Origin of the sequence: Vreelandella halophila (genome assembly GCF_019903425.1) — a bacterium.
Classification (GTDB): domain Bacteria; phylum Pseudomonadota; class Gammaproteobacteria; order Pseudomonadales; family Oleiphilaceae; genus Halospina; species Halospina halophila.
Window position 1 is genome coordinate 561,126 of the sequence record NZ_JACHUZ010000013.1, and the last position, 19,525, is coordinate 580,650.

A 19,525-nucleotide genomic window follows, 5' to 3' on the forward strand; every position below is an offset into this window, starting at 1 on the left:
TCAGGCCTGCCGGCCCTGGTCGAGCCGCTCGCGCGCCTCGGGTGAGAGATAGGCGGCCAGCACATCCTGCATGACGCGCGGGTTCTGGCCCTGCAGGATGTTCTGCATGGAGGTCAGCACCAGCGTCATGTTGCGCTGTTCGTCCTGCATCTTGAGCTGGAGCTTGTCCGCCAGCGGCAGGAAGATCACCTGGCCGATGGCCACGCCGTAGAAGGTGGTCAGCAGCGCCACCGCCATGGCGGGGCCGATGCCGGAGGGGTCATCCATCTGGTTGAGCATCTGCACCAGCCCCACCAGTGTGCCGATCATGCCCAGCGCGGGAGCGGAGTCACCAATGCCGCGGAAGACCCTCTCCGCATTCTCGTACCGTTCCAGGGTCTGCTGGAACTCATGGGTCATGGCCTCCTCGATGAATTCCGGCGGATGGCCGTCCACGGCCAGCTCGATGCTCCTGGCGAGGAACCGGTAGCGGGTGTCGTAATCCTCGAGCCCCAGAATCCCTTTCTTGCGGACGATGTCCGCCAGGTCCCGGATCTGCAGGATGAGGTCCAGGGGCTCCTCGGTGCGGTCCCGGAAAGCCTCGCCGAACGCCATGCGGAAGGCGCTGACCACCGAGGTCATGCGGTGCTTGATCAGGGTCACCGCCAGGGTGCCCACCACCACGATGAGAAAACCGGGAATGTTGAGAAACGACGCGAGGCCGGAACTGGTGGCGATCGCGGCAACAATGGTGGTGATGCCGACCAGCAGGCCGAGCAGTGTCAGAAGATCCATGGCGCCTCACTGTCTCTGAAGGGGGCCGGGTATCTCTTCCCGGCGGGCATCCATGGCCCCAGCATAGTCCAGATTCAGCGGAACAGCTTTCAGGCCGGGCGCAGCATGGCCATGACCGGGCCCGTATCCGGGCGCACCCCGCGCCACTGCAGGAAGGATTCCGCCGCCTGCTCAACCAGCATGCCCAGCCCATCAAGGCGCAGCCCCGCACCCTGCTGGCGTGCCCAGGCATTGAAGGCGGTTTCCGCCTGGCTGTACATCATGTCGTAGCAGACAGTCTCCGGGGTGATGAGTCCTCCCGGTAAAGGCGGCAGATCGCCCCGGAGGCTGGCGCTGGTGCCATTGATGATGACATCGAACGGGCCCGCCAGGTCTTCGAAGGTACAGGCGACCAGTGTGCCGCTGTCCGCGAACAGCTCACGCAGCTCCTCGGCCCTCGCGGGGGTGCGGTTGGCGATTACCACCTCCCGCGGCCCTTCCGCCAGCAGGGGATCCAGAATGCCGCGCACCGCACCTCCGGCGCCCAGCACCAGGACCCGGGCTCCGGTCAGGGTGACTCCGTTGTTCACACGGAGATCCCGTGCCAGCCCGGCGCCATCGGTATTGTCGCCGATCAGGGTGCTGTCCGCCGCTCGCCACAGGGTGTTCACCGCACCGGCCCGCGCCGCTCTGGGCTCATGGCGGCCGGCCATCTCCCAGGCCTGCTGCTTGAACGGTACCGTCACATTGAGACCCGCACCGCCTTCGGCGAAGAAGCGCTCCACGGCATCCCGGAATCCCTCCAGTGGCGCCAGCAGCCGCTCATAGACCAGGGCCTCGCCGGTCTGCTCGGCGAAGGCGGCATGGATCCGCGGCGACAGGCTGTGCTCGATGGGGTTGCCGACCACGGCATAGCGGGCCTGTTCAGTCATCCGTCTCCTCCAGCCAGTTGCGGGGTTGCAGAAAGTAGTCGCTCAGCCGGGCCTCGGGCGTGCCCGGTTCCGGCTGCCAGTTGTAGTCCCAGCGCACCAGCGGCGGCAGGGACATCAGGATGGACTCCGTCCGGCCCCCGGACTGCAGCCCGAACAGGGTGCCCCGATCATAGACCAGGTTGAACTCCACGTAGCGCCCCCGGCGGTAAAGCTGGAACTGACGCTCCCGATCGCCGTAGGGCGTATCACGGCGTGCCTCTACGATGGGCACATAGGCCTGGAGGTAACCGTCCCCAATGGAACGCATCAGCTCGAAGCTGTGCTCAAAGGAGCCTTCGTTGTAGTCGTCGAAGAAGAGCCCGCCGATGCCGCGCTGCTCACCCCGGTGCTTGAGGTGGAAATAGTCGTCGCACCACTGGCGGAAGCGGTGCCAGGTGTCATCGCCGGCGGGCGCACAGGCTTTACGGGCCATGTCGTGCCAGTACCGGCAGTCCTCCACGAAACCGTAATAGGGCGTCAGGTCGAAACCGCCGCCGAACCACCAGACCGGATCCCGGCCTTCGGGCCTGGCAATGAAGAAACGCACATTGGCGTGGGAGGTGGGCACATAGGGGTTGCGTGGGTGGATCACCAGCGATACACCCATGGCCTCCCAGCTCGCCCCTGCCAGCTCCGGCCGGCTCGCCGAGGCCGAAGGCGGCAGCTCCTCACCCATGACGTGGGAGAAGTTCACGCCCCCTTTCTCGAACAGCTCCCCGCCCTCGATCACGCGGCTGCGGCCACCGCCGCCGGCGTCCCGTTCCCAGGTTTCTTCCCGGAAACCGGCGCCCCCATCCAGCTCCCCCAGGGTCCCAGTAATCCGGTCCTGAAGATCAATCAGGTACTGGTAAACGGCGTCCGGGTCGGGGGTATTGTTCATGGGTGCTCCTCGGCTGTCCGTGGGCGGGCGTTGTCAGTCACGCAGAAGGGTACCATCCATGGGGTCGATGATGCGGCTCGGGCGCCGGGCGCCGCCCAGGGATCCGGTTAGGATGCCGTCCAGCTCACGGCCGAAAGCCCGTTGGATCTGCCAGGACCAGCGCAGGGGCGAGCCGCCGGCGCGATTGCAGGATGTGGACACCAGTGGCCCACCAAAGGCCCGGCACAGACGCCGGACCTGGGGATGATCGGGCACCCGCACGGCCACCCGGTCGTGATCGCCGCGCACCAGTGAAGGCACCCGCTCGCCGGGATCCGGCAGCAACAGCGTATTGGCGCCGGGCCAGTAGTCATCCACCGCCCTGCGGAGCGCTGAGGGTGCGTCCGCCAGCAGAAAATCCAGCTGCTGCGCATCCGCGGCAACCAGGATCAGCCCCTTGTGCCAGGGCCGGCCCTTGAGCGCCAGGATCCGCTCCACGGCCTCCGGGTCCCAGGGATCACAGCCCAGGCCCCAGACCGCCTCCGTTGGGTAGGCCCAGACACCGCCGGCCATGAGCGAATCCGCTGCCTGTTCAATATGCCACCAGTCCGGGCTCCGCGCTGTCACCGGCACCTCCGTCTGCAGAATCGTCAGGCGGAAGTCTATCCGTAGCGGCGTTCCACGTCAGCCCGAACGGCGTCGATAGCCTCCGGGCGTTGCTTCCACCAGCCCCTCCATCTCCAGCAGCAGCACGGCCTGGAGCAGGTCGGCGGCCGCCATGCCCGTGGCGCGGCAGAGGCTGTCCGAATCCACCGGCTCATAGGTCACGGCCTCCAGAACGCGGCGACTGCTTTCATCCAGATGGGCGGGCGTGGTTTCAGCTTGCGGTTCCGTTCCGGTGGGCAGGGATTCCCAGACACCCAGCTCCGAGACAATATCCTCCACCGTCTCCACCAGCACGGCGCCTTCCCGGATCAGCCGGTGACAGCCCCGGACGCTCGGCTGATGGATGGAGCCGGGAATGGCGAAGACCTCCCGCCCCTGTTCCATGGCCAGCCGTGCCGTGATGAGCGAGCCGCTGCGCAGCCCGGCTTCCACCACCAGGACACCCCGGCAGAGGCCGCTGATCAGGCGGTTGCGCTGGGGAAACAGGTGGGAGCGGGCAGGGGTGCCCGGAGGCAGCTCGGAGACCAGGAGACCGCCTGCCTGCAGCATGTCGTGGGCCAGGGCCTCATGGCGGCGCGGGTAGGGGCGGTCGACGCCGTTGGCGAGTATGCCCACGGTGGCGCCACCGCCTTCCAGCGCCCCCTTATGGGCTGCCCCGTCGATGCCGAGAGCGAGACCGCTGACCACGCTGAAACCGCCTTCAGCCAGGGCCTGGGCAAACCGGCGTGCATGGTTGAGTCCGTCGCGGCTGGCGTGCCGGCTGCCGACCATGGCGAGACAGGGGCGACTGAGGGCGCTGATGTCGCCCCGGCAATAGAGCACCGGCGGCGGGCCATGGATGTGGCGCAGCACCTCCGGGTACTCCGGATCCCGCCAGTGGATAACGCGGATCCCGAGCGACGCGCACTGCTGCCGGGCATGATCCAGGCGTTGCCGGGTGGTGGGCTCCAGCCCCTGGACCTGCCAGGCGTTCAGGGTCCTGCGGGTTGAGGGCGGCAGTCCAAGTGCCCGCAGACTGTCCGGCGCCATGGCGAGCAGCTGTGTGGGGTCCTCAAGCTGGTCCAGGACCACCTGCCAGTGTTCCGGGTTCATACCGGGCAGCAGAGCGAGAAGATGATGGGCGTCGCCTGTCTCCGGCTCGGGAAGGGTGGGTCGTTCCATGACCGTCATTGGTGACTTCCTCTGTCAGAAAGATTGTTTCAGGGGTTTCGGACCTCGTCCATGATCTCCAGCGGTCGCGTCGCCTGCAGAACCAGGCCGTAGCTGAGTTTCTCATAGGTGCGGAAGACCATCAGCAGGCCGGCCCGTTCCGATGGCAGCTGCAGCAGTTCATCCGTCACCGGATCCCGTGCCTGGTTGCCCTTCTTGTAGACCGCCAGCACATGACCCGTTTCCAGACCCTCGCGCTCACCGCGGTTGATGGTGACCACATTATACTGGCCGATGTTGCTGACGCCATCCTCAACGTCGATCATCCGCCCCTGGATATCAGCCTCCGGAGCGCGCGGCTGGAATCGAGTGGTGATCTCACGCGCCTCCGTGGGCAGCAGCCGGTCCTCGGCTTCAATCTCTTCACGGCTGGCCGTGAGGTCCACGCTCAGCAGCTCGCCATTGACCTCGGCCACACGGCCCCGGCCCATGGAACGTGCCTCGAGCCCCAGGAACTCACCGGTTTCCGGATCCACGTGCCGGGCACCACGCCGGAACACCGCCAGGGTCTCCCGGGGCTGAGCCTCGCCTCTCGCGTAGACCCGATCTCCGGCACCGCTGATCGAACGCCGGTCCCGGCCCTGCACGATGTAGGGGGCTTGCTCAAGGGTGGACTCGTCAACGATCCGCGTTTTGGACAGGAAGCTCCGGATCTCCTCCAGGGGTATGGTGGGGATGGGCGTGTCCAGGGGCGTCTCCTTGGCTTCCGGAGACAGCTTGATCTCACGGTCCTGATCCGTGTCCGTGGCCCGGGTCAGCCGGGGCTGTCCGTCCACCCAGGTCAGCTCCAGGACATCGCCGGGGTAGATCAGGTGCGGGTTGTCCACCTGCGGGTTGGCCTGCCAGATTTCCGGCCAGTTCCACGGCTCCTTCAGGAAGCGCGCGCTGATATCCCAGAGTGTATCCCCCGGCTGCACGGTGTATTGCTCGGGATGGTCATCCCGCAGCTGTGTCTGGGCCATAACCCCGGCGGCGCCCAGCCCGAGGGCCACCGTGAGCAGAATCGACAGAATCCTCATGCTCGGTTTCCTTGCTGGCTTGTCTCGATCGATCGACGTCATTATTTCACCACTATAGAAGAAATAACGCCATTTGCGATCTCCGCCGGGCAACCGCGTCCACAACACTGCAATGATTTGTAAGCGCTGCGGTTTGTACGGCCATTGCCTGATGCGTGATAATGGCAGCGGTAATCCTTCGGAGCAGCACCATGACTCTCAGTATTCTGGAATTTCCGGACCCGCGCCTGCGGACCGTGGCGGAGCCGGTGACGTCCGTTGATGACAGCATCCGACGCCTGATCGATGACATGATCGAAACCATGTACGCGGCCCCGGGCATCGGGCTGGCCGCCACCCAGGTGAATGTGCACCAGCGGGTGCTGGTAATCGATCTTTCCGAAGACCAGAGCAACCCCCGGGTATTCATCAACCCCGAACTCGAGATTCCCGAAAGCGAGAAGGAGCCCATGCAGGAGGGCTGCCTTTCCATTCCGGGCGTCTACGAGGATGTCTCTCGCCCCCAGTCCGTGCGGGTGCGGGCACTCGACTACAACGGCGAGCCATTCGAAGAGGAACACAGCGGCCTCATGGCAGTCTGCCTGCAGCATGAGGTGGACCACCTGAACGGTCGGCTTTTCATCGACTACCTGAGCCAGCTCAAACGCAGCCGTATCCGGCGCAAGGTCGAGAAACAGCAGCGCCAGAAAGCGTCCTGAGGAGTCACTGAACCGTGCGGATTGTTTTCGCGGGCACCCCGGATTTTGCCGCGGCCAGCCTGAATGCCCTCATTGAAGCGGGGCACGAGATCCTGGCCGTCTACACCCAGCCGGACCGCCCCGCCGGGCGGGGCCGAAAGGCACGCCGCGGCCCGGTGTCCCAACTGGCTCACGATCACGGACTGTGCATCGAACAGCCGGAGAGCCTGCGCAACGCCGAGGCACAGGCCAGGCTGCGTGAGCTGGCACCGGACGTGATGGTGGTTGCCGCCTACGGCCTGATCCTGCCCCAGCCGGTGCTGGATATTCCGGATCACGGCTGCCTGAACGTACACGCATCACTGCTGCCACGCTGGCGCGGGGCCGCGCCAATCCAGTGGGCCATTGCCGCCGGCGACACCGAGACCGGCATCAGCATCATGCAGATGGACGCCGGCCTGGATACCGGCGATGTCCTCAGCCGCCACCCTATCACCATCACGGACGAGGACACCGGCGGCAGCCTTCACGACCGGCTGGCAGAACTTGGAGGCAAGGCCATTTCCAGTGCGCTGCACGAACTGGCCCACGGCAGCCTTAACCCCGAGCCCCAGGATGATCACAGGGCTACCTATGCGCGCAAGCTGGAACGCAGCGATGGCCGCATCGACTGGCAGGGGTCGGCCCAGTCGCTGGCGCGGCGCATCCGCGCCTTCAATCCCTGGCCCATGGCCCACACCACGGTGGGTGACGAGGCTGTGCGTGTGCTCTTTGCGGAGCCGGTGAACACCGAGGTGACGGATGCCGACCCCGGCACCGTGCTGGAACGCGAATCGTCCGGCGCCCTGGTGCAGTGCGGCGAAGGCGTCATCCGCATTACCAGGGTCCAGCTGCCCGGAGGCCGTCCCCAGTCCATGCAGGACCTCATCAATGGTGGCCGGCCCGTGCTCCTTCCGGGGCAGAGGCTGGGAGCATGAGCGGCGTGACAGGGGGCTCCCTGCGCGCCACGGCAACCCGCATCATCCACCAGGTGGTTCACAGCGGCCAGTCACTCGGGCAGATCCTGCCCCCGGCTCTTGAGGGCCTGCCGGCGGATGAGCGTGGCCGACTGCAGGACTGGTGCTTCGGCAGCTGCCGCTGGTGGCACCGCCTCAACGCGGAACTGCAGCAGCGGCTGCACAAGCCCCTGCCGAAACGCCATGCGCAGCTCGAGTCCCTGCTGATCCTGGGGCTCTACCAGCTGCGCCACACCCGGATCGCGCCCCATGCGGCCATCCACCAGAGCGTCGAGACCGCCCGGGAACTCGGCGCGCACCAGCTGACCGGCCTGGTTAACGGCATACTCCGGAAAAGCCTGCGTGACGGCGAAACGGACCCCGCTTCCGATGCCATCCGCTACAGCCATCCGGAATGGCTGGTGGCCAAGATCAGTGCCAACTGGCCGGAACACTGGCAGGCCATGCTGGAGGCCAACAACCACAGGCCCCCCATGAGCCTGCGTTATCATCCCGGTCACCACAACCAAGCCAGTGCCCTGGCGGCACTCGCCGACGCCGGTCTGAGCGCGCAGCCCGGCCGGCTCGCGCCCCATGCCCTGCAGCTGGACGAGGCCTGCCCGGTGGAGCGCATTCCGGGCTTTGCCGAAGGCCACTTCAGCGTCCAGGACGAAGCCGCGCAGCTGTGTACGCAGCTGCTTGAGCTGGCCCCGGGCCAGCGCGTGCTGGACGCCTGTGCCGCTCCCGGCGGCAAAACCGGCGCGATACTGGAAAACCAGCCGGATCTGACGGACCTGGTGGCGCTGGACTCGGACCGCGACCGGCTCGGCCGCATCACGGAGAACCTGGAACGCATCGGCGCCCGCGCCCGGCTGGTGGCGGCGGATGCCGGCGACCCGGACACCTGGTGGGACGGCGCCGCCTTCGACCGCATCCTTCTGGACGCCCCCTGCAGCGGCACCGGCGTCATCCGCCGCCATCCGGACATCAAGCTCCTGCGCCGCGAAACGGACATCCGCGACCTGGCGGATACCCAGCTGCGCCTGCTGGAGGCCTGCTGGCATACCCTCGCCATTGGCGGCCGGCTGGTCTACGCCACCTGCTCTGTGCTTCAGCAGGAAAACGCGCGTATCATACAGCGCTTCATCAATGGCCACATGGATGCCCAGCTGGTCCCCATAACGCTGGACTGGGGCATCGAGACCGGTTACGGTCGCCAGTTAATCACGGGGGAGCGGGAGCAGGACGGCTTTTTCTACGCCTGTCTGGAGAAGAACCCGGCCCACTGGGTCTGACGGATCCGGCAAGGGAGTCAGCAGTTACCCATGAAGATCATCATTCTCGGCGCCGGCCAGGTGGGGGGTACGCTCGCGGAAAACCTGGCCAGCGAGGCGAACGACATCACCGTGGTGGACAACAACCCGGGCCGGCTGCGCGAGCTCCAGGACAGGCTGGACATCCAGTCCGTGCTCGGACGCGGCTCCTATCCGCGCGTGCTCAAGCAGGCCGGCGCCCAGGACGCGGACATGCTGATCGCCACCACCAACAGCGACGAGGTCAATATGGTCGCCTGTCAGGTGGCCTGGACCTGCTTCCGAACCCCCACCAAGATCAGCCGCGTGCGCACCGGCGCCTACCTGGCCCGCCCGGAGCTGTTCGACCGGGACAAGAAGGAAGGCTTCCCCATTGATGTGCTGATCAGCCCGGAGCAGGTGGTCACCGAGCACATCACGCGCCTGATCGAATACCCCGGCACCCTCCAGGTTCTGGACTTCTCCCGCGGCCTGGCCCGGCTGGTGGCGATCCGCGCCACCGAAGGCGGTCCGCTGGTCGGGCATGAGCTGTCCTACCTGCGCGCGCACATGCCGCGCATCGACACCCGGGTCGCCGCCATCTTCCGGCGCGACCGGCCCATCATTCCCCAGGGCGACACCGTGATCGAGGAGGGCGACGAGGTCTTCTTCATTGCCGCCAGTGACCATATACGCGCGGTCATGAGCGAACTCCAGCCGCTGGAAAAGCCCTACAAGCGCATCATGATCACCGGCGGCGGCAACATTGGCCACCGGCTGGCGCGCACGCTGGAGGATCGCTTCCGGGTACGCATCATCGAGCGCAGCCAGGACCGCTGCATTGAGCTTTCCGAGAACCTGGACAACACCATCGTTCTCCAGGGCGACGCCGCCAACAAGGACCTGCTGCTGCAGGAAAACATCGAGGACACGGACGTGTTCTGCGCCGTTACCGACGACGACGAGGCCAACATCATGGCCTCGATGCTCGCCAAGCGCCTGGGTGTGCGCAAGGTCATGACACTGATCAACAACCCGGATTACGTGGACCTGATCCAGGGCGGTGAAATCGATGTGGCCATTTCGCCCCAGCAGACCACCATCGGCAGCCTGCTCACGCACGTGCGCAAGGGCGACGTGGTCAACGTGCATTCACTGCGCCGGGGCGCGGCCGAGGCCATTGAGGCCATCGCCCATGGCGATCAACGGTCGTCCAAGGTCGTAGGGCTGCGTCTCGATGAAATTCCGCTGCCGGAAGGCACCACCATCGGCGCCATCGTGCGCGATAACGAGGTGCTGATCGCCCACGACCACGTCCGGGTCCAGCCGGACGATCACGTTATCCTTTTCCTTGTGGACAAGACCCGCATCCGGGAAGTGGAGAAGCTCTTCCAGGTCGGACTCACGTTCTTCTAGAAGGGCACGCCATGCGTTACGGGGTCATCGCCAGAATTATCGGCCTGCTGATGATGGTGTTCAGCCTGACGCTGCTGCCGCCGGTGGCCATCTCGCTGCTCTATAGTGACGGACAGGCCTACGCTTTTCTTGAAGGCTTTGCCGTGGTGCTTCTGGTCGGGGCACTGGTCTGGTGGCCGAACCGTGGCAACAGTGCTGAGCTGCGGGTGCGCGACGGCTTCCTGATCACCTCCCTCTTCTGGATCGTGCTGAGCCTTGCCGGCTCCGTGCCGTTCTTCTTCAGCTCCGACCCCAGCATGCGCTACGTAGACGCGCTTTTTGAGGCAGTCTCGGGCCTGACTACCACGGGCGCGACCGTGCTGACCGGACTGGACACCATGCCCGAGTCCATCCTCTGGTACCGCCAGCAGCTGCAGTGGCTGGGCGGCATCGGCATCATCGTGCTGGCCGTGGCCATCCTGCCCATGCTGGGCATCGGGGGCATGCAGCTGTACCGGGCCGAGGTGCCGGGGCCGGTCAAGGACAACAAGCTGACCCCACGCATCGCCGAGACGGCCAAGGCCCTGTGGTACATCTACGTGGGGCTGACCATCGCCTGTGCGCTGGCCTACTGGATCGCGGGCATGACCCTGTTCGATGCCATCGGTCACAGTTTCTCGACCGTCGCCATCGGGGGCTTTTCCACCCACGATGCCAGCATGGGGCACTTCGACAGCCACGCCATCAAGCTGATCGCCTCCTTCTTCCTGTTCCTCAGCGGCGTCAACTTTGCCCTGCATTTCATGGCCTGGAACCAGCGCGGCCCCTGGCACTACTTCCGGGATCCGGAATTCCGCTTCTATGCCGGTGTCATGGGAGGGGCCTGCGTGGCTACCGTGGGGATCCTGCTCGTGACAGCCACCTACGATCCCTGGCACAGCATCACCAACGGGATTTTCCAGGTCCTGTCCATCGCCACCACCGCCGGTTTCACTTCTGCCGACTTCCACTACTGGCCGAGTGTTCTCCCTGTCATGCTGATCCTGATGGCCTTCATGGGCGGCTGCGGTAACTCCACCGCCGGCGGCATGAAGGCCATGCGGATACTTCTGATCTACCGCCAGGGCGCGCGGGAAATCCGCCGTATCCTGCATCCGAACGCCGTCATCCCCATCAAGCTCGGCCACCGGCCCGTCTCGGACCGTATCCTCCAGGCGGTCTGGGGCTTCTTCTCCATGTACATGGTGGTTTTCGTGGTGCTGCTTCTGATCAACCTGGCGGTGGGCCTGGATCAGGTCACCGCCTGGACGGCCGTGGTCGCCACTCTGACCAACCTCGGTCCGGGTCTGGGCGAGGTCTCCAACACCTTCCAGACGATGCCGGATCTCACCAAGTGGAGCGGCATGGCGGCCATGATCCTGGGGCGCCTGGAGATCTTCACGCTGCTGGTACTGTTCACCCCTGAATTCTGGCGGCGTTGAACGGCCAGTGTAACAACCAGCGAGGCTGGACTAGACTGCGACACATGGAACGTACTGTCGGGGCCTGGTTTCTGGTCGTTATCCTCGGTCTCATGGCACTGGGCAGTGGCCCGGCCAGGGCACTTGAACGCGTCGCCGTGGATGATGAGACGGAGCTGGATCTCAGCCGTCATATGCGCTGGGTTGCCGACCCCGAATCTGAACTGAGCCCACAATCCCTGCTAAGGGAACCGCAAAAGCCGGACTGGCAGAGCACCAACGGCAGGATTCTCAACCTGGGGCTCGAGAGCGCCCCCGTCTGGATGGGCGTCTGGCTTGAGAGTAACTCGGAGGTCGACCGCTACCTCCAGCTGGCCTATCCACCGCTGGATGATGTCCGGATGTACCTTGTCCGGGCCAGTGATGGTGAAACCATCATCGACGTCCATACCGGCGATACCCTGCCGTTCTCAACACGGCCGATTGCCCATCACGATTTCGTGACCCGCCTGACCCTGGCCCCGGACGCACGCTACCTGCTGCTGATCCGCATCCAGACCGAGGGAGCCCTGCAGGCCCCGGGGAGCCAGCAGCCTTTCTCAGGGATACCCAGGACTCCTCGGCCATGCACATGATGTTCTTCGGCATCATGGGAGCACTCGCCATCTATAACCTGCTGCTTTACGTCGCGGTACGGGACGGTGCCTATCTCTGGTATGTGCTCTATCTGCTGGCCTTTGTTCTTTCACAGGCATCGCTGCGGGGCTTCGGATTCCAGTACCTGTGGCCCGGCGCCCCCTGGTTCAACGGCGTCAGCCTGACGCTGTTTCTCTCACTCAGCCTTGCGGCCGTGGGTTTCTTTACCCACCAGTTCCTCAATGCTCCCCGTCACAGCCGCCTGTGGTCCATCATCTTCCGGGCCATCGGCTGGTCGGGCGTGGGCCTGGCACTCCTCAGCCTGATCGTGCCCTACCACATCGCCGTTGCGCTGATGCTGGTGGTTGTCACCAGCGGGGCTGTACTGGGGCTGGTGGGTGGCTGCTATCTATGGTGGCGCGGTGAAGTGCTCGCCCGCTTCTACGTCATTGCCTGGGGCATTTTCCTGTTTGCCAATATTGCCTATACCCTCAGCAAGGCAGGCCTGATTCCCACCAACACGCTGGTGGACCATGGCACGCAGATCGGCGCCGTCATCCAGATGCTGCTGCTTTCCTTCGCGCTGGCCTGGCGCATTAACCAGGAGCGAGAACAGCGCCAGGAAGCACAGGCCAAGGCCCTGCGAGTGCAGCAGGACGCCAACCTGAAACTGGAAGCACGGGTAGAGGAACGCACCGAGGAGTTACGCCATGCCTATGACCAGCTCAAACAGCTGAGCGAACTGGATGGGTTGACGCAGCTCAAGAACCGGCCCTACTTCGACCAGGCACTGGAACGCGAATGGCGGCGCAACTGCCGTGAAACCCAGGCGATGTCACTTCTGATGCTGGACATAGATCACTTCAAGGCGGTGAATGACAACTATGGCCACATCTGTGGCGATGAGGCACTGCGCCAGATTGCCGGGATCTGCCAGGACGGGGTCGGGCGGGTGGCGGACACCGTTGCGCGCTACGGTGGCGAGGAGTTCGTGATCCTGCTTCCCATGACAGACCTTGAGGGTGCTGGCCTGTTGGCCGAACGCGTCCGGAACGCGGCTGCCTCACTGGCATTTGAGTGGGAAGGAACCACTATTCCGATCACGCTTTCCATTGGCGTGGCCAGCTGCACACCGGATTATCAGCGTGATTACGAATGGCTGATCCGCACGGCCGATAAGGCACTCTATAGAGCGAAGGCCTGCGGCCGCAACCGCACGCTGATGGCCCACGAGAATGACAGCGGGGAGATCAACCTGACACCCGCCGGAAACAATCAGCCCTCCCGGGGCTGACGCCTGCTCTTTTCACGCCGACTCTCAGCGGACGCGGAACCTCTGATTCTGCCTGGATCCGTATCCTCGCTGTGCTGTTCTCTGGTGTCCTCCCGAATCACACGCCAGAACGCCGCAATCTGGTCACTGGAGCCCGCCATTCGAGTTGTTTGCTGCATGGGTGCTGCCTCCCTGTGGATTGTTGATGCCGCGTACCTTTTCCAGCGAATGTATCAGACAGGGATTGTAATGCAAACCGTTATCATTTATGTTTGCGAAAAATGAAAGGGAGGTAACCTTCATGAAGCAGTCATCCGTTCACAAGCGCCACCACTGCTACCGCCAATTCGTCTTCCTGGCGCTGGCCTGCACCGGAGTCGGCGCCACAGCGCAGGGAACAACAGGGGAAAAGCAACTGCCCAACCTGGCTCCTGTAACCATTACGTCCGAACGGGAACGCCCGGACGGCCCCGTTGAGGGCTATGTCGCCCGCCGTTCCGGTTCCGCCACCAAGACAGACATCCCGCTTATAGAGAGTCCCCAGTCCATCAGTGTGATTTCCCGTGACCAGATGGAAGACCGGGGCAGCCAGGGCCTGACAGAGGCCGTGACCTACAGTCCGGGCATCTACACCGATAACCGGGCGAGCTCGAGCGTGATCGATTCCAACAACACCGAGATCCGTGGTTTTTCGGCCGCGGATGCCACCTATCGCAACGGCACCCAGCGCCAGGCCGGGCTGCCCTACGACAGCCCTGTGGAAGTCTATGGACTCGAGCGCATCGAGATCCTCCGGGGCCCCGCCTCCATGCTCTATGGCCAGGGCCAGCCTGGGGGTGTGATCAACATGGTCAGCAAGCAGCCGACGGCGGAACCCTTCGCCGAAGTGGGCATCGAGTACGGCAGCGACAACCACCGCCAGCTCACCGGTGACGTGAGCGATGCGCTCAACAGCGAGGGGACGCTGCGCTATCGACTGACCGGCCTGGTCCAGGAATCCGACAGCCACATCGACTACGTCAACGATGACCGGGTCTACGTGGCCCCCGCGCTGACCTGGGAGCCCGACGCCGATACCCGGCTCACCCTTCTCGCGCATTACCAGAAAAACGAAACCCGCTACCCCTGGAGCGCCTTCCCCCGTGAGGGCACCAAGGAGCCCAGTGAGCACGGCCGCATTCCCGACAGCCGCTACATCGGCGAGCCCAGCTTCGACCGTTATGATGCCGAGGAACAAAGCGTGGAGATGCTGCTCGACCAGCAACTGACCGACAGCATCGCCTTTCACCAGAACCTGCGGTACCGGACGATCGAGTACGACGTACTGGACACGTTCCGGGATTATTTCGGCCCCTACCTGCAACCAGACGGCCGGACCCTGAACCGCGACAACCGGGCGCGTTTCGATGAGGGCGATACGCTGACCTCGGATACCCGATTCATCATTGACGCCAACACCGGTCCCGTCGACCACCAGTTCCTGGTCGGAGTGGACTACAAGACCCTCACCTACGACACTCGCGACAGCGGCTTCATGAATGGTCTGGACAAAACCCTGGACCTCTATGACCCCAATTACGGCGGTGATTTTTCAACACCGTCCAGTTTCGAAACCAGTCGCACCGAGGCGGATCAACTCGGGGTCTATGTCCAGGACCACCTGAAGTTCGGGCAGCGCTGGGCCGCCACCCTCGGCAGCCGCTATGACGACGTTTCCGAGGAGACCGACAGCGGCAGCGAGGACCAGTCCGAATTCAGTCACCGTGCCGGCCTGGTCTACCTGGCTCCGGGCGGATTTGCCCCCTACGCCAGTTACTCGGAATCCTTCAGCCCGCAGTATGGCTCGGATTCCGTCACCGGTGAATCCTATGATCCCGTCACGGCCAGCCAGTACGAAGCGGGCCTGCGTTACCAGCCGGATGACCAGCTGCTGTCCGCCAGCATCGCCGCCTTCCGCATTGAGCGCGATAATGAGCTGGTTGAGGACCCCAACAACAGCACCCGCTCGATCCAGATCGGTGAGACCCGTTCCGAGGGCGTGGAGCTGGGCCTGAACGCGGAACTTACCGGGGGCTGGAAGGGCACACTGGCGTACACCTACCAGAACGTGGAGGTGGTCGAGTCCGGTGGCGAGGGCGCTACCAATGGCAAACAGCTGAGCGAGAAGCCACAGCATCTGGCAAAGGCCTGGATCGACTACACCGTTCAGAGCGGACGCCTCCAGGGGCTCGGCATCGGTACCGGGGTTCGCTATACCGGCACCAGCTGGGCGGACGCGGACAACACCATCAAGTACCCGGCCTCCACCCAGGTGGATGCGAGTGTCAGCTACGACCTCGCCGACACGAGCTTTCAGCTGAGTGTGAACAACCTGTTCGACGAGCAGCCAATCTACTGCTCGGGCCGCAGTGCTGACTCGATCTGTGAGTACGGCGTACCGCGCTCAATCGTTGCCAGCATCACACACCAGCTGTTCTGATCATGGCGAGCAACGGACGATCCGGACAGACCCATTCTGGGTCACTCGCTAGCGTCGTTCTCCGGGCCACTCCCCGAGTGCGCCTGCCGTTCCCAGAGACGGGCGTAGTGGCCGTTCCGGGCCAGCAGCTCATCATGGGTGCCCCGTTCAACGATGCGGCCGGCATCCATGACGAGGATGGTGTCCGCGTCGTTCACCGTGGACAGGCGATGGGCAATGGCGAGGGTGGTGCGATTGCTGGCCACCTCGTCCAGGGCTTCCAGGATATGGCTTTCCGCCACTGAATCCAGGGAGGACGTGGCCTCGTCCAGCACCAGTATGGGCGGATCCTTGAGGATGACGCGGGCGATGGCGACGCGCTGCTTCTCGCCGCCCGAGAGCTTAAGACCCCGTTCTCCGACACGGGTTTCCAGACCTTCGGGAAGGCCTGCCACGAAATCCTCCAGGTGCGCCATGCGCAGCGCCCGCTGCAGATCCTGTTCACTGGCATCCGGCCGGCCGTAGAGGATGTTGCGGCGCAGGGTGTCGTTGAACATCACCGTGTCCTGGGGCACCACGCCGATGGCCTGGCGCAGGCTCTGCTGGGTGACCTCCCGGATATCCTGGCCATCGATGGTGATGGCCCCGTCCTGCACATCAAAGAACCGGAACAGCAGCTTGGCGAGGGTGGACTTGCCGGCACCGCTGGCCCCCACCACGGCGACCCGGGAGCCGGCAGGCACCTCAAGGGAAACATCGTGGAGAATCCGCTGGTCCGAGCGATAGCCGAATCCGACATGGTGAAACTCGATGCGACCGCCGCTTATCGCCAGCGGTCCTGCATCCGTCGCATCCACCACGGTTGGCGGCTGCTCCAGAAGACCGAAGAGCCGCTCCACGTTCACCAGCGCCTGGCGGATCTCGCGGTAGACAAAACCCAGGGCATTCAGGGGAATGAACAGCTGCAGCAGGTAGGCGTTGATCATGGTGAAATCGCCCAGCGAAATTTCGCCGGCGGCCACATCGGTCACCGCCATGGCCATGATGGCAATCAGCCCCAGCCCGATGATCAGGGCCTGGCCGGCGTTCAGGGTGGCCAGGGACAGGCGGTTGTTGAGCCGCGCCTGCTCCCACTCCTCCAGGGTCTGGTCGTAGCGCTCCGCCTCGAAGTCCTCGTTGCTGAAGTACTTGACCGTCTCGTAGTTGAGCAGGCTGTCCACGGCGCGGCTGTTGGACTCGTTGTCCCTGGCGTTGGCTTCGCGCACGAAGCGGGTGCGCCACTCCGTTACACGGATGGAGAACACCACGTACACGACCACAGCCACCAGCACCGTCAGCATGTAGCCCGGATCAAAGGCCACCAGCAATATGCCGCAGACCAGCACCAGTTCCAGGATGGTGGGCACGATGTTGAAGAGGGTGAAGCGCAGCAGGAAGCTGATGCCGTTGGTGCCACGCTCGATGTCCCGTGCCAGGCCACCGGTGCGCCGGTCCAGGTGGAAACCCAGCTCCAGCTGGTGCAGGTGGCGGAAGATCTGGAGGGAGACGCGGCGCATGGCGCGTTCCGCCACACGGGCGAAGACGGCGTCCCGCACCTCGTTGAAGAGGGTGCCGCTGAAACGCAGCAAGCCGTAGGCGACCACCAGCAGGACCGGAATCCAGAGCGCAACCTCCCCGTTACCCTCGGTATCGAGGTAGTCGACGATGTATTTCAGGGCCACCGGGGTGGCCACCGTCGCCAGCTTGGCGACGATCAAGCAGGCGGCGGCAATGGCCACCCGGCCACGGAATTCCTTCAGGTAGGGCCAGAGGCTGGCGATCACCCGCCAGTCCGGGCGGTAATCCCCCGGGTAGTCGTTATCCGCGTAGGCGCGCACTCTAGGGCTCCGTCAGAGGTCTTTGTAGGGGTTGGGCTGGCCGGGAGGCTGCTTGCGAAAGCGCTTATACTCCCACTGGTACTGTTCCGGGATGCGCCGCACCACGGATTCCACGGTGGCGTTGAGGCCGGCGACCGAGGTATCGGTGTCCTCATTATAGAGCCGGGGATCCACCTCATCCGCCACCAGGCGGAACCCCTGCGCCTTCGGCAGCCGCTCGCAGTAAGTCACGACGGCGCGGGCGCCGGTCTTCTGCACCAGCCGCGAGACCAACTTCATGCTCAGAACATCGATCCCGAAAAAGGGCGCATAGGTGCCGCCGCTGGCATCCGGCACCTGATCCGGCAATATGCCCACGACACCGCCTTCGCGCAGGATGCTGAACAGGCGCAGTACACCCCGGCGGTCCGCCCGCACCAGTTCCGACCCGCCCCGGCCCCGAACCTGGGACATGTAATCCTCCATTTCGGCCATTTTGGGCGGGCTGTAGAGCGCGGCCATGGAAAAGCGTGTGGAATAGTAGAGGCCCAGCAGCTCCCAGTTGCCCAGGTGGGGTACGATCAACACTACGCCCCGGCCCTCGGCGCGGGCTTCGTCCAGCAGATACTGGCCCTCGAATTCGCGGATCAGGCCCAGGCAGCGCGGTACCGGACTTTCCCACATGATGGGGACTTCCGCGATCAGTTTGCCGGTCTCGCGCAGGCTGTTACGGGCCAGGGTGCGGCGCTCGGCTTCCGGCCTATCGGGATAGGCCAGGGCAAGACTGCGCTCGGTCACCTTGCGGGTACGATCACGCGCGGCCCAGAGGCAGAGACCAACAACACGGCCCAGCGCCTGGGCGAACGCCAGCGGCAGGTGGCCAATGAGCCAGAGCAGGGCACGCAGGCACTTGATACGCAGGGTTTTCATGGAAATTTGAACGACTCCCAGGCCGGGGGCTTTCCTAAGCACCGGAGGCGGAGCGTATAATACGCGCCTTTGGTACAACGAGAAACCTATCACCTCAATCCCCAGCAGGTGGACGCCGTGAGCGAACAGGCACAACCCGATGTAACAACCTTCCAGGGGCTGATCCTGGCCTTCCAGCAGTTCTGGGCTGAGCGCGGCTGCATCATCCAGCAGCCGCTGGACATGGAAGTGGGCGCCGGGACCTTCCATCCCGCCACCTTCCTGCGCAGTATCGGTCCGGAGAACTGGCACGCCGCTTATGTCCAGCCCAGTCGCCGCCCCACTGACGGCCGTTACGGCGAGAACCCCAACCGGCTGCAGCACTACTACCAGTTCCAGGTGGTGCTCAAGCCCTCACCGGACGACATCCAGGAGCAGTACCTGGACTCGCTGCGGGTCCTGGGACTGGATCCGCTGGTGCACGACATCCGCTTTGTGGAGGACAACTGGGAGTCCCCGACGCTGGGCGCCTGGGGCCTGGGCTGGGAGGTCTGGCTCAACGGCATGGAGATCACACAGTTCACCTATTTCCAGCAGGTGGGCGGCATCGAGTGCTACCCGGTCACCGGCGAGATCACCTATGGCCTGGAACGGATCGCCATGTACCTGCAGGAGGTGGACAGCGTCTACGACCTGGTCTGGACGCGCACACCGGCCGGGGAAGTGACCTACGGCGATGTCTACCACCAGAACGAGGTGGAACAGTCGACCTACAACTTCGAACAGGCGGATGTCGAGTTCATGTTCCACGCCTTTGGTGTGCATGAGCGCGAAGCCCAGCGCCTGGTGGACGCGGGCCTGCCGCTGCCGGCCTACGAGCAGGTGCTCAAGGCTTCCCACACCTTCAACATGCTGGACGCCCGGCACGCAATCTCGGTCACCGAGCGCCAGCGTTACATCCTGAGGGTACGCACCCTCGCCCGGGCCGTGGCCCGAGCCTACTACGACCGGCGCCGGGATCTCGGCTTCCCCATGGCGGATGAAGCCATCCGGCGCGAACTGCTCGCCGACGACGACACCCAGAAGGAGGCATGATC

17 protein-coding genes are annotated in these 19,525 nt (G+C 64.5%); 9 read left to right on the forward strand and 8 right to left on the reverse strand.

The annotated features are described in order from the left end of the window. The 6 genes from H4I92_RS06920 to H4I92_RS06945 all read right to left on the reverse strand — a co-directional run bounded on the left by H4I92_RS06920 (position 1) and on the right by H4I92_RS06945 (position 5,477). The gene (locus H4I92_RS06920; protein ID WP_077529914.1) at positions 1-774 is read right to left on the reverse strand and encodes a motility protein A; all 774 of its coding nucleotides are present in this window, start codon (positions 772-774) and stop codon (positions 1-3) included. 89 nt (positions 775-863) lie between these two features. Next, a complete protein-coding gene (aroE, locus tag H4I92_RS06925) occupies positions 864-1,685 on the reverse strand; it encodes a shikimate dehydrogenase (RefSeq protein WP_077529915.1) in 822 nt (273 codons plus the stop codon). Next, positions 1,678-2,604, reverse strand: a complete 927-nt coding sequence (gene hemF / locus H4I92_RS06930; RefSeq protein WP_077529916.1) for an oxygen-dependent coproporphyrinogen oxidase — start codon at positions 2,602-2,604, stop codon at positions 1,678-1,680. Before hemF ends, aroE begins: the two co-directional genes overlap by 8 nt. A gap of 33 nt (positions 2,605-2,637) precedes the next feature. Continuing rightward, on the reverse strand, positions 2,638-3,210 hold the full coding sequence (locus H4I92_RS06935) for an L-threonylcarbamoyladenylate synthase (protein ID WP_245800860.1): 573 nt from the start codon (positions 3,208-3,210) through the stop codon (positions 2,638-2,640). Between the two features lie 57 nt (positions 3,211-3,267). Continuing rightward, positions 3,268-4,419: a DNA-processing protein DprA gene (dprA, locus tag H4I92_RS06940; protein ID WP_143512620.1), complete on the reverse strand. Its 1,152-nt coding sequence runs from the start codon at positions 4,417-4,419 to the stop codon at positions 3,268-3,270. A 29-nt stretch (positions 4,420-4,448) separates the two neighbouring features. Then, entirely contained in the window at positions 4,449-5,477 is a 1,029-nt protein-coding gene (locus H4I92_RS06945; protein ID WP_077529917.1) for a LysM peptidoglycan-binding domain-containing protein, read from the reverse strand. Between the two features lie 191 nt (positions 5,478-5,668). Here H4I92_RS06945 and def point away from each other — a divergent pair, with 191 nt between their 5' ends. From def to H4I92_RS06985, 8 genes are all read left to right on the forward strand, one after another. After that, a complete protein-coding gene (gene def / locus H4I92_RS06950) occupies positions 5,669-6,175 on the forward strand; it encodes a peptide deformylase (RefSeq protein WP_077529918.1) in 507 nt (168 codons plus the stop codon). A 14-nt stretch (positions 6,176-6,189) separates the two neighbouring features. Further along, entirely contained in the window at positions 6,190-7,131 is a 942-nt protein-coding gene (fmt, locus tag H4I92_RS06955) for a methionyl-tRNA formyltransferase (RefSeq protein ID WP_077529919.1), read from the forward strand. Beyond that, the gene (gene rsmB / locus H4I92_RS06960; RefSeq protein WP_077529920.1) at positions 7,128-8,444 is read left to right on the forward strand and encodes a 16S rRNA (cytosine(967)-C(5))-methyltransferase RsmB; all 1,317 of its coding nucleotides are present in this window, start codon (positions 7,128-7,130) and stop codon (positions 8,442-8,444) included. The genes fmt and rsmB overlap by 4 nt, the downstream gene beginning before the upstream one ends. A gap of 30 nt (positions 8,445-8,474) precedes the next feature. Beyond that, complete coding sequence (trkA, locus tag H4I92_RS06965) at positions 8,475-9,857, forward strand: Trk system potassium transporter TrkA (RefSeq protein ID WP_077529921.1); 1,383 nt, start codon at positions 8,475-8,477, stop codon at positions 9,855-9,857. An 11-nt stretch (positions 9,858-9,868) separates the two neighbouring features. Continuing rightward, entirely contained in the window at positions 9,869-11,317 is a 1,449-nt protein-coding gene (locus H4I92_RS06970; protein ID WP_077529922.1) for a TrkH family potassium uptake protein, read from the forward strand. Positions 11,318-11,361: 44 nt separating this feature from the next. Further along, positions 11,362-11,931 (forward strand): 7TMR-DISMED2 domain-containing protein, encoded by a 570-nt coding sequence (locus H4I92_RS06975; protein WP_077529923.1) that lies wholly within the window; start codon positions 11,362-11,364, stop codon positions 11,929-11,931. After that, positions 11,922-13,226, forward strand: a complete 1,305-nt coding sequence (locus H4I92_RS06980; protein WP_077529924.1) for a sensor domain-containing diguanylate cyclase — start codon at positions 11,922-11,924, stop codon at positions 13,224-13,226. The genes H4I92_RS06975 and H4I92_RS06980 overlap by 10 nt, the downstream gene beginning before the upstream one ends. Positions 13,227-13,506: 280 nt before the next feature. Next, positions 13,507-15,684, forward strand: a complete 2,178-nt coding sequence (locus H4I92_RS06985; RefSeq protein WP_179105644.1) for a TonB-dependent siderophore receptor — start codon at positions 13,507-13,509, stop codon at positions 15,682-15,684. A gap of 41 nt (positions 15,685-15,725) precedes the next feature. Here the strand turns inward: H4I92_RS06985 and H4I92_RS06990 are convergent, their stop codons facing one another. Further along, the gene (locus H4I92_RS06990; RefSeq protein WP_077529926.1) at positions 15,726-17,540 is read right to left on the reverse strand and encodes an ABCB family ABC transporter ATP-binding protein/permease; all 1,815 of its coding nucleotides are present in this window, start codon (positions 17,538-17,540) and stop codon (positions 15,726-15,728) included. 12 nt (positions 17,541-17,552) lie between these two features. Further along, positions 17,553-18,449, reverse strand: a complete 897-nt coding sequence (locus H4I92_RS06995) for a lysophospholipid acyltransferase family protein (RefSeq protein WP_077529927.1) — start codon at positions 18,447-18,449, stop codon at positions 17,553-17,555. A gap of 117 nt (positions 18,450-18,566) precedes the next feature. On the opposite strand from H4I92_RS06995, the gene glyQ reads away from it, so the two are divergent. After that, the gene (gene glyQ, locus H4I92_RS07000; RefSeq protein ID WP_077531689.1) at positions 18,567-19,523 is read left to right on the forward strand and encodes a glycine--tRNA ligase subunit alpha; all 957 of its coding nucleotides are present in this window, start codon (positions 18,567-18,569) and stop codon (positions 19,521-19,523) included. The last annotated feature ends 2 nt before the right edge of the window (positions 19,524-19,525 follow it).

Coding starts and splice junctions, on each gene's coding strand:
- H4I92_RS06980 (WP_077529924.1), top strand. CDS start 11,922: ATGCACATGATGTTCTTCGGCATCATGGGAGCACTCGCCATCTATAAC.
- H4I92_RS06985 (WP_179105644.1), top strand. CDS start 13,507: ATGAAGCAGTCATCCGTTCACAAGCGCCACCACTGCTACCGCCAATTC.
- dprA (WP_143512620.1), bottom strand. CDS start 4,419: ATGACGGTCATGGAACGACCCACCCTTCCCGAGCCGGAGACAGGCGAC.
- hemF (WP_077529916.1), bottom strand. CDS start 2,604: ATGAACAATACCCCCGACCCGGACGCCGTTTACCAGTACCTGATTGAT.
- H4I92_RS06995 (WP_077529927.1), bottom strand. CDS start 18,449: ATGAAAACCCTGCGTATCAAGTGCCTGCGTGCCCTGCTCTGGCTCATT.
- aroE (WP_077529915.1), bottom strand. CDS start 1,685: ATGACTGAACAGGCCCGCTATGCCGTGGTCGGCAACCCCATCGAGCAC.
- H4I92_RS06945 (WP_077529917.1), bottom strand. CDS start 5,477: ATGAGGATTCTGTCGATTCTGCTCACGGTGGCCCTCGGGCTGGGCGCC.
- H4I92_RS06970 (WP_077529922.1), top strand. CDS start 9,869: ATGCGTTACGGGGTCATCGCCAGAATTATCGGCCTGCTGATGATGGTG.
- rsmB (WP_077529920.1), top strand. CDS start 7,128: ATGAGCGGCGTGACAGGGGGCTCCCTGCGCGCCACGGCAACCCGCATC.
- trkA (WP_077529921.1), top strand. CDS start 8,475: ATGAAGATCATCATTCTCGGCGCCGGCCAGGTGGGGGGTACGCTCGCG.
- def (WP_077529918.1), top strand. CDS start 5,669: ATGACTCTCAGTATTCTGGAATTTCCGGACCCGCGCCTGCGGACCGTG.
- H4I92_RS06975 (WP_077529923.1), top strand. CDS start 11,362: ATGGAACGTACTGTCGGGGCCTGGTTTCTGGTCGTTATCCTCGGTCTC.
- H4I92_RS06920 (WP_077529914.1), bottom strand. CDS start 774: ATGGATCTTCTGACACTGCTCGGCCTGCTGGTCGGCATCACCACCATT.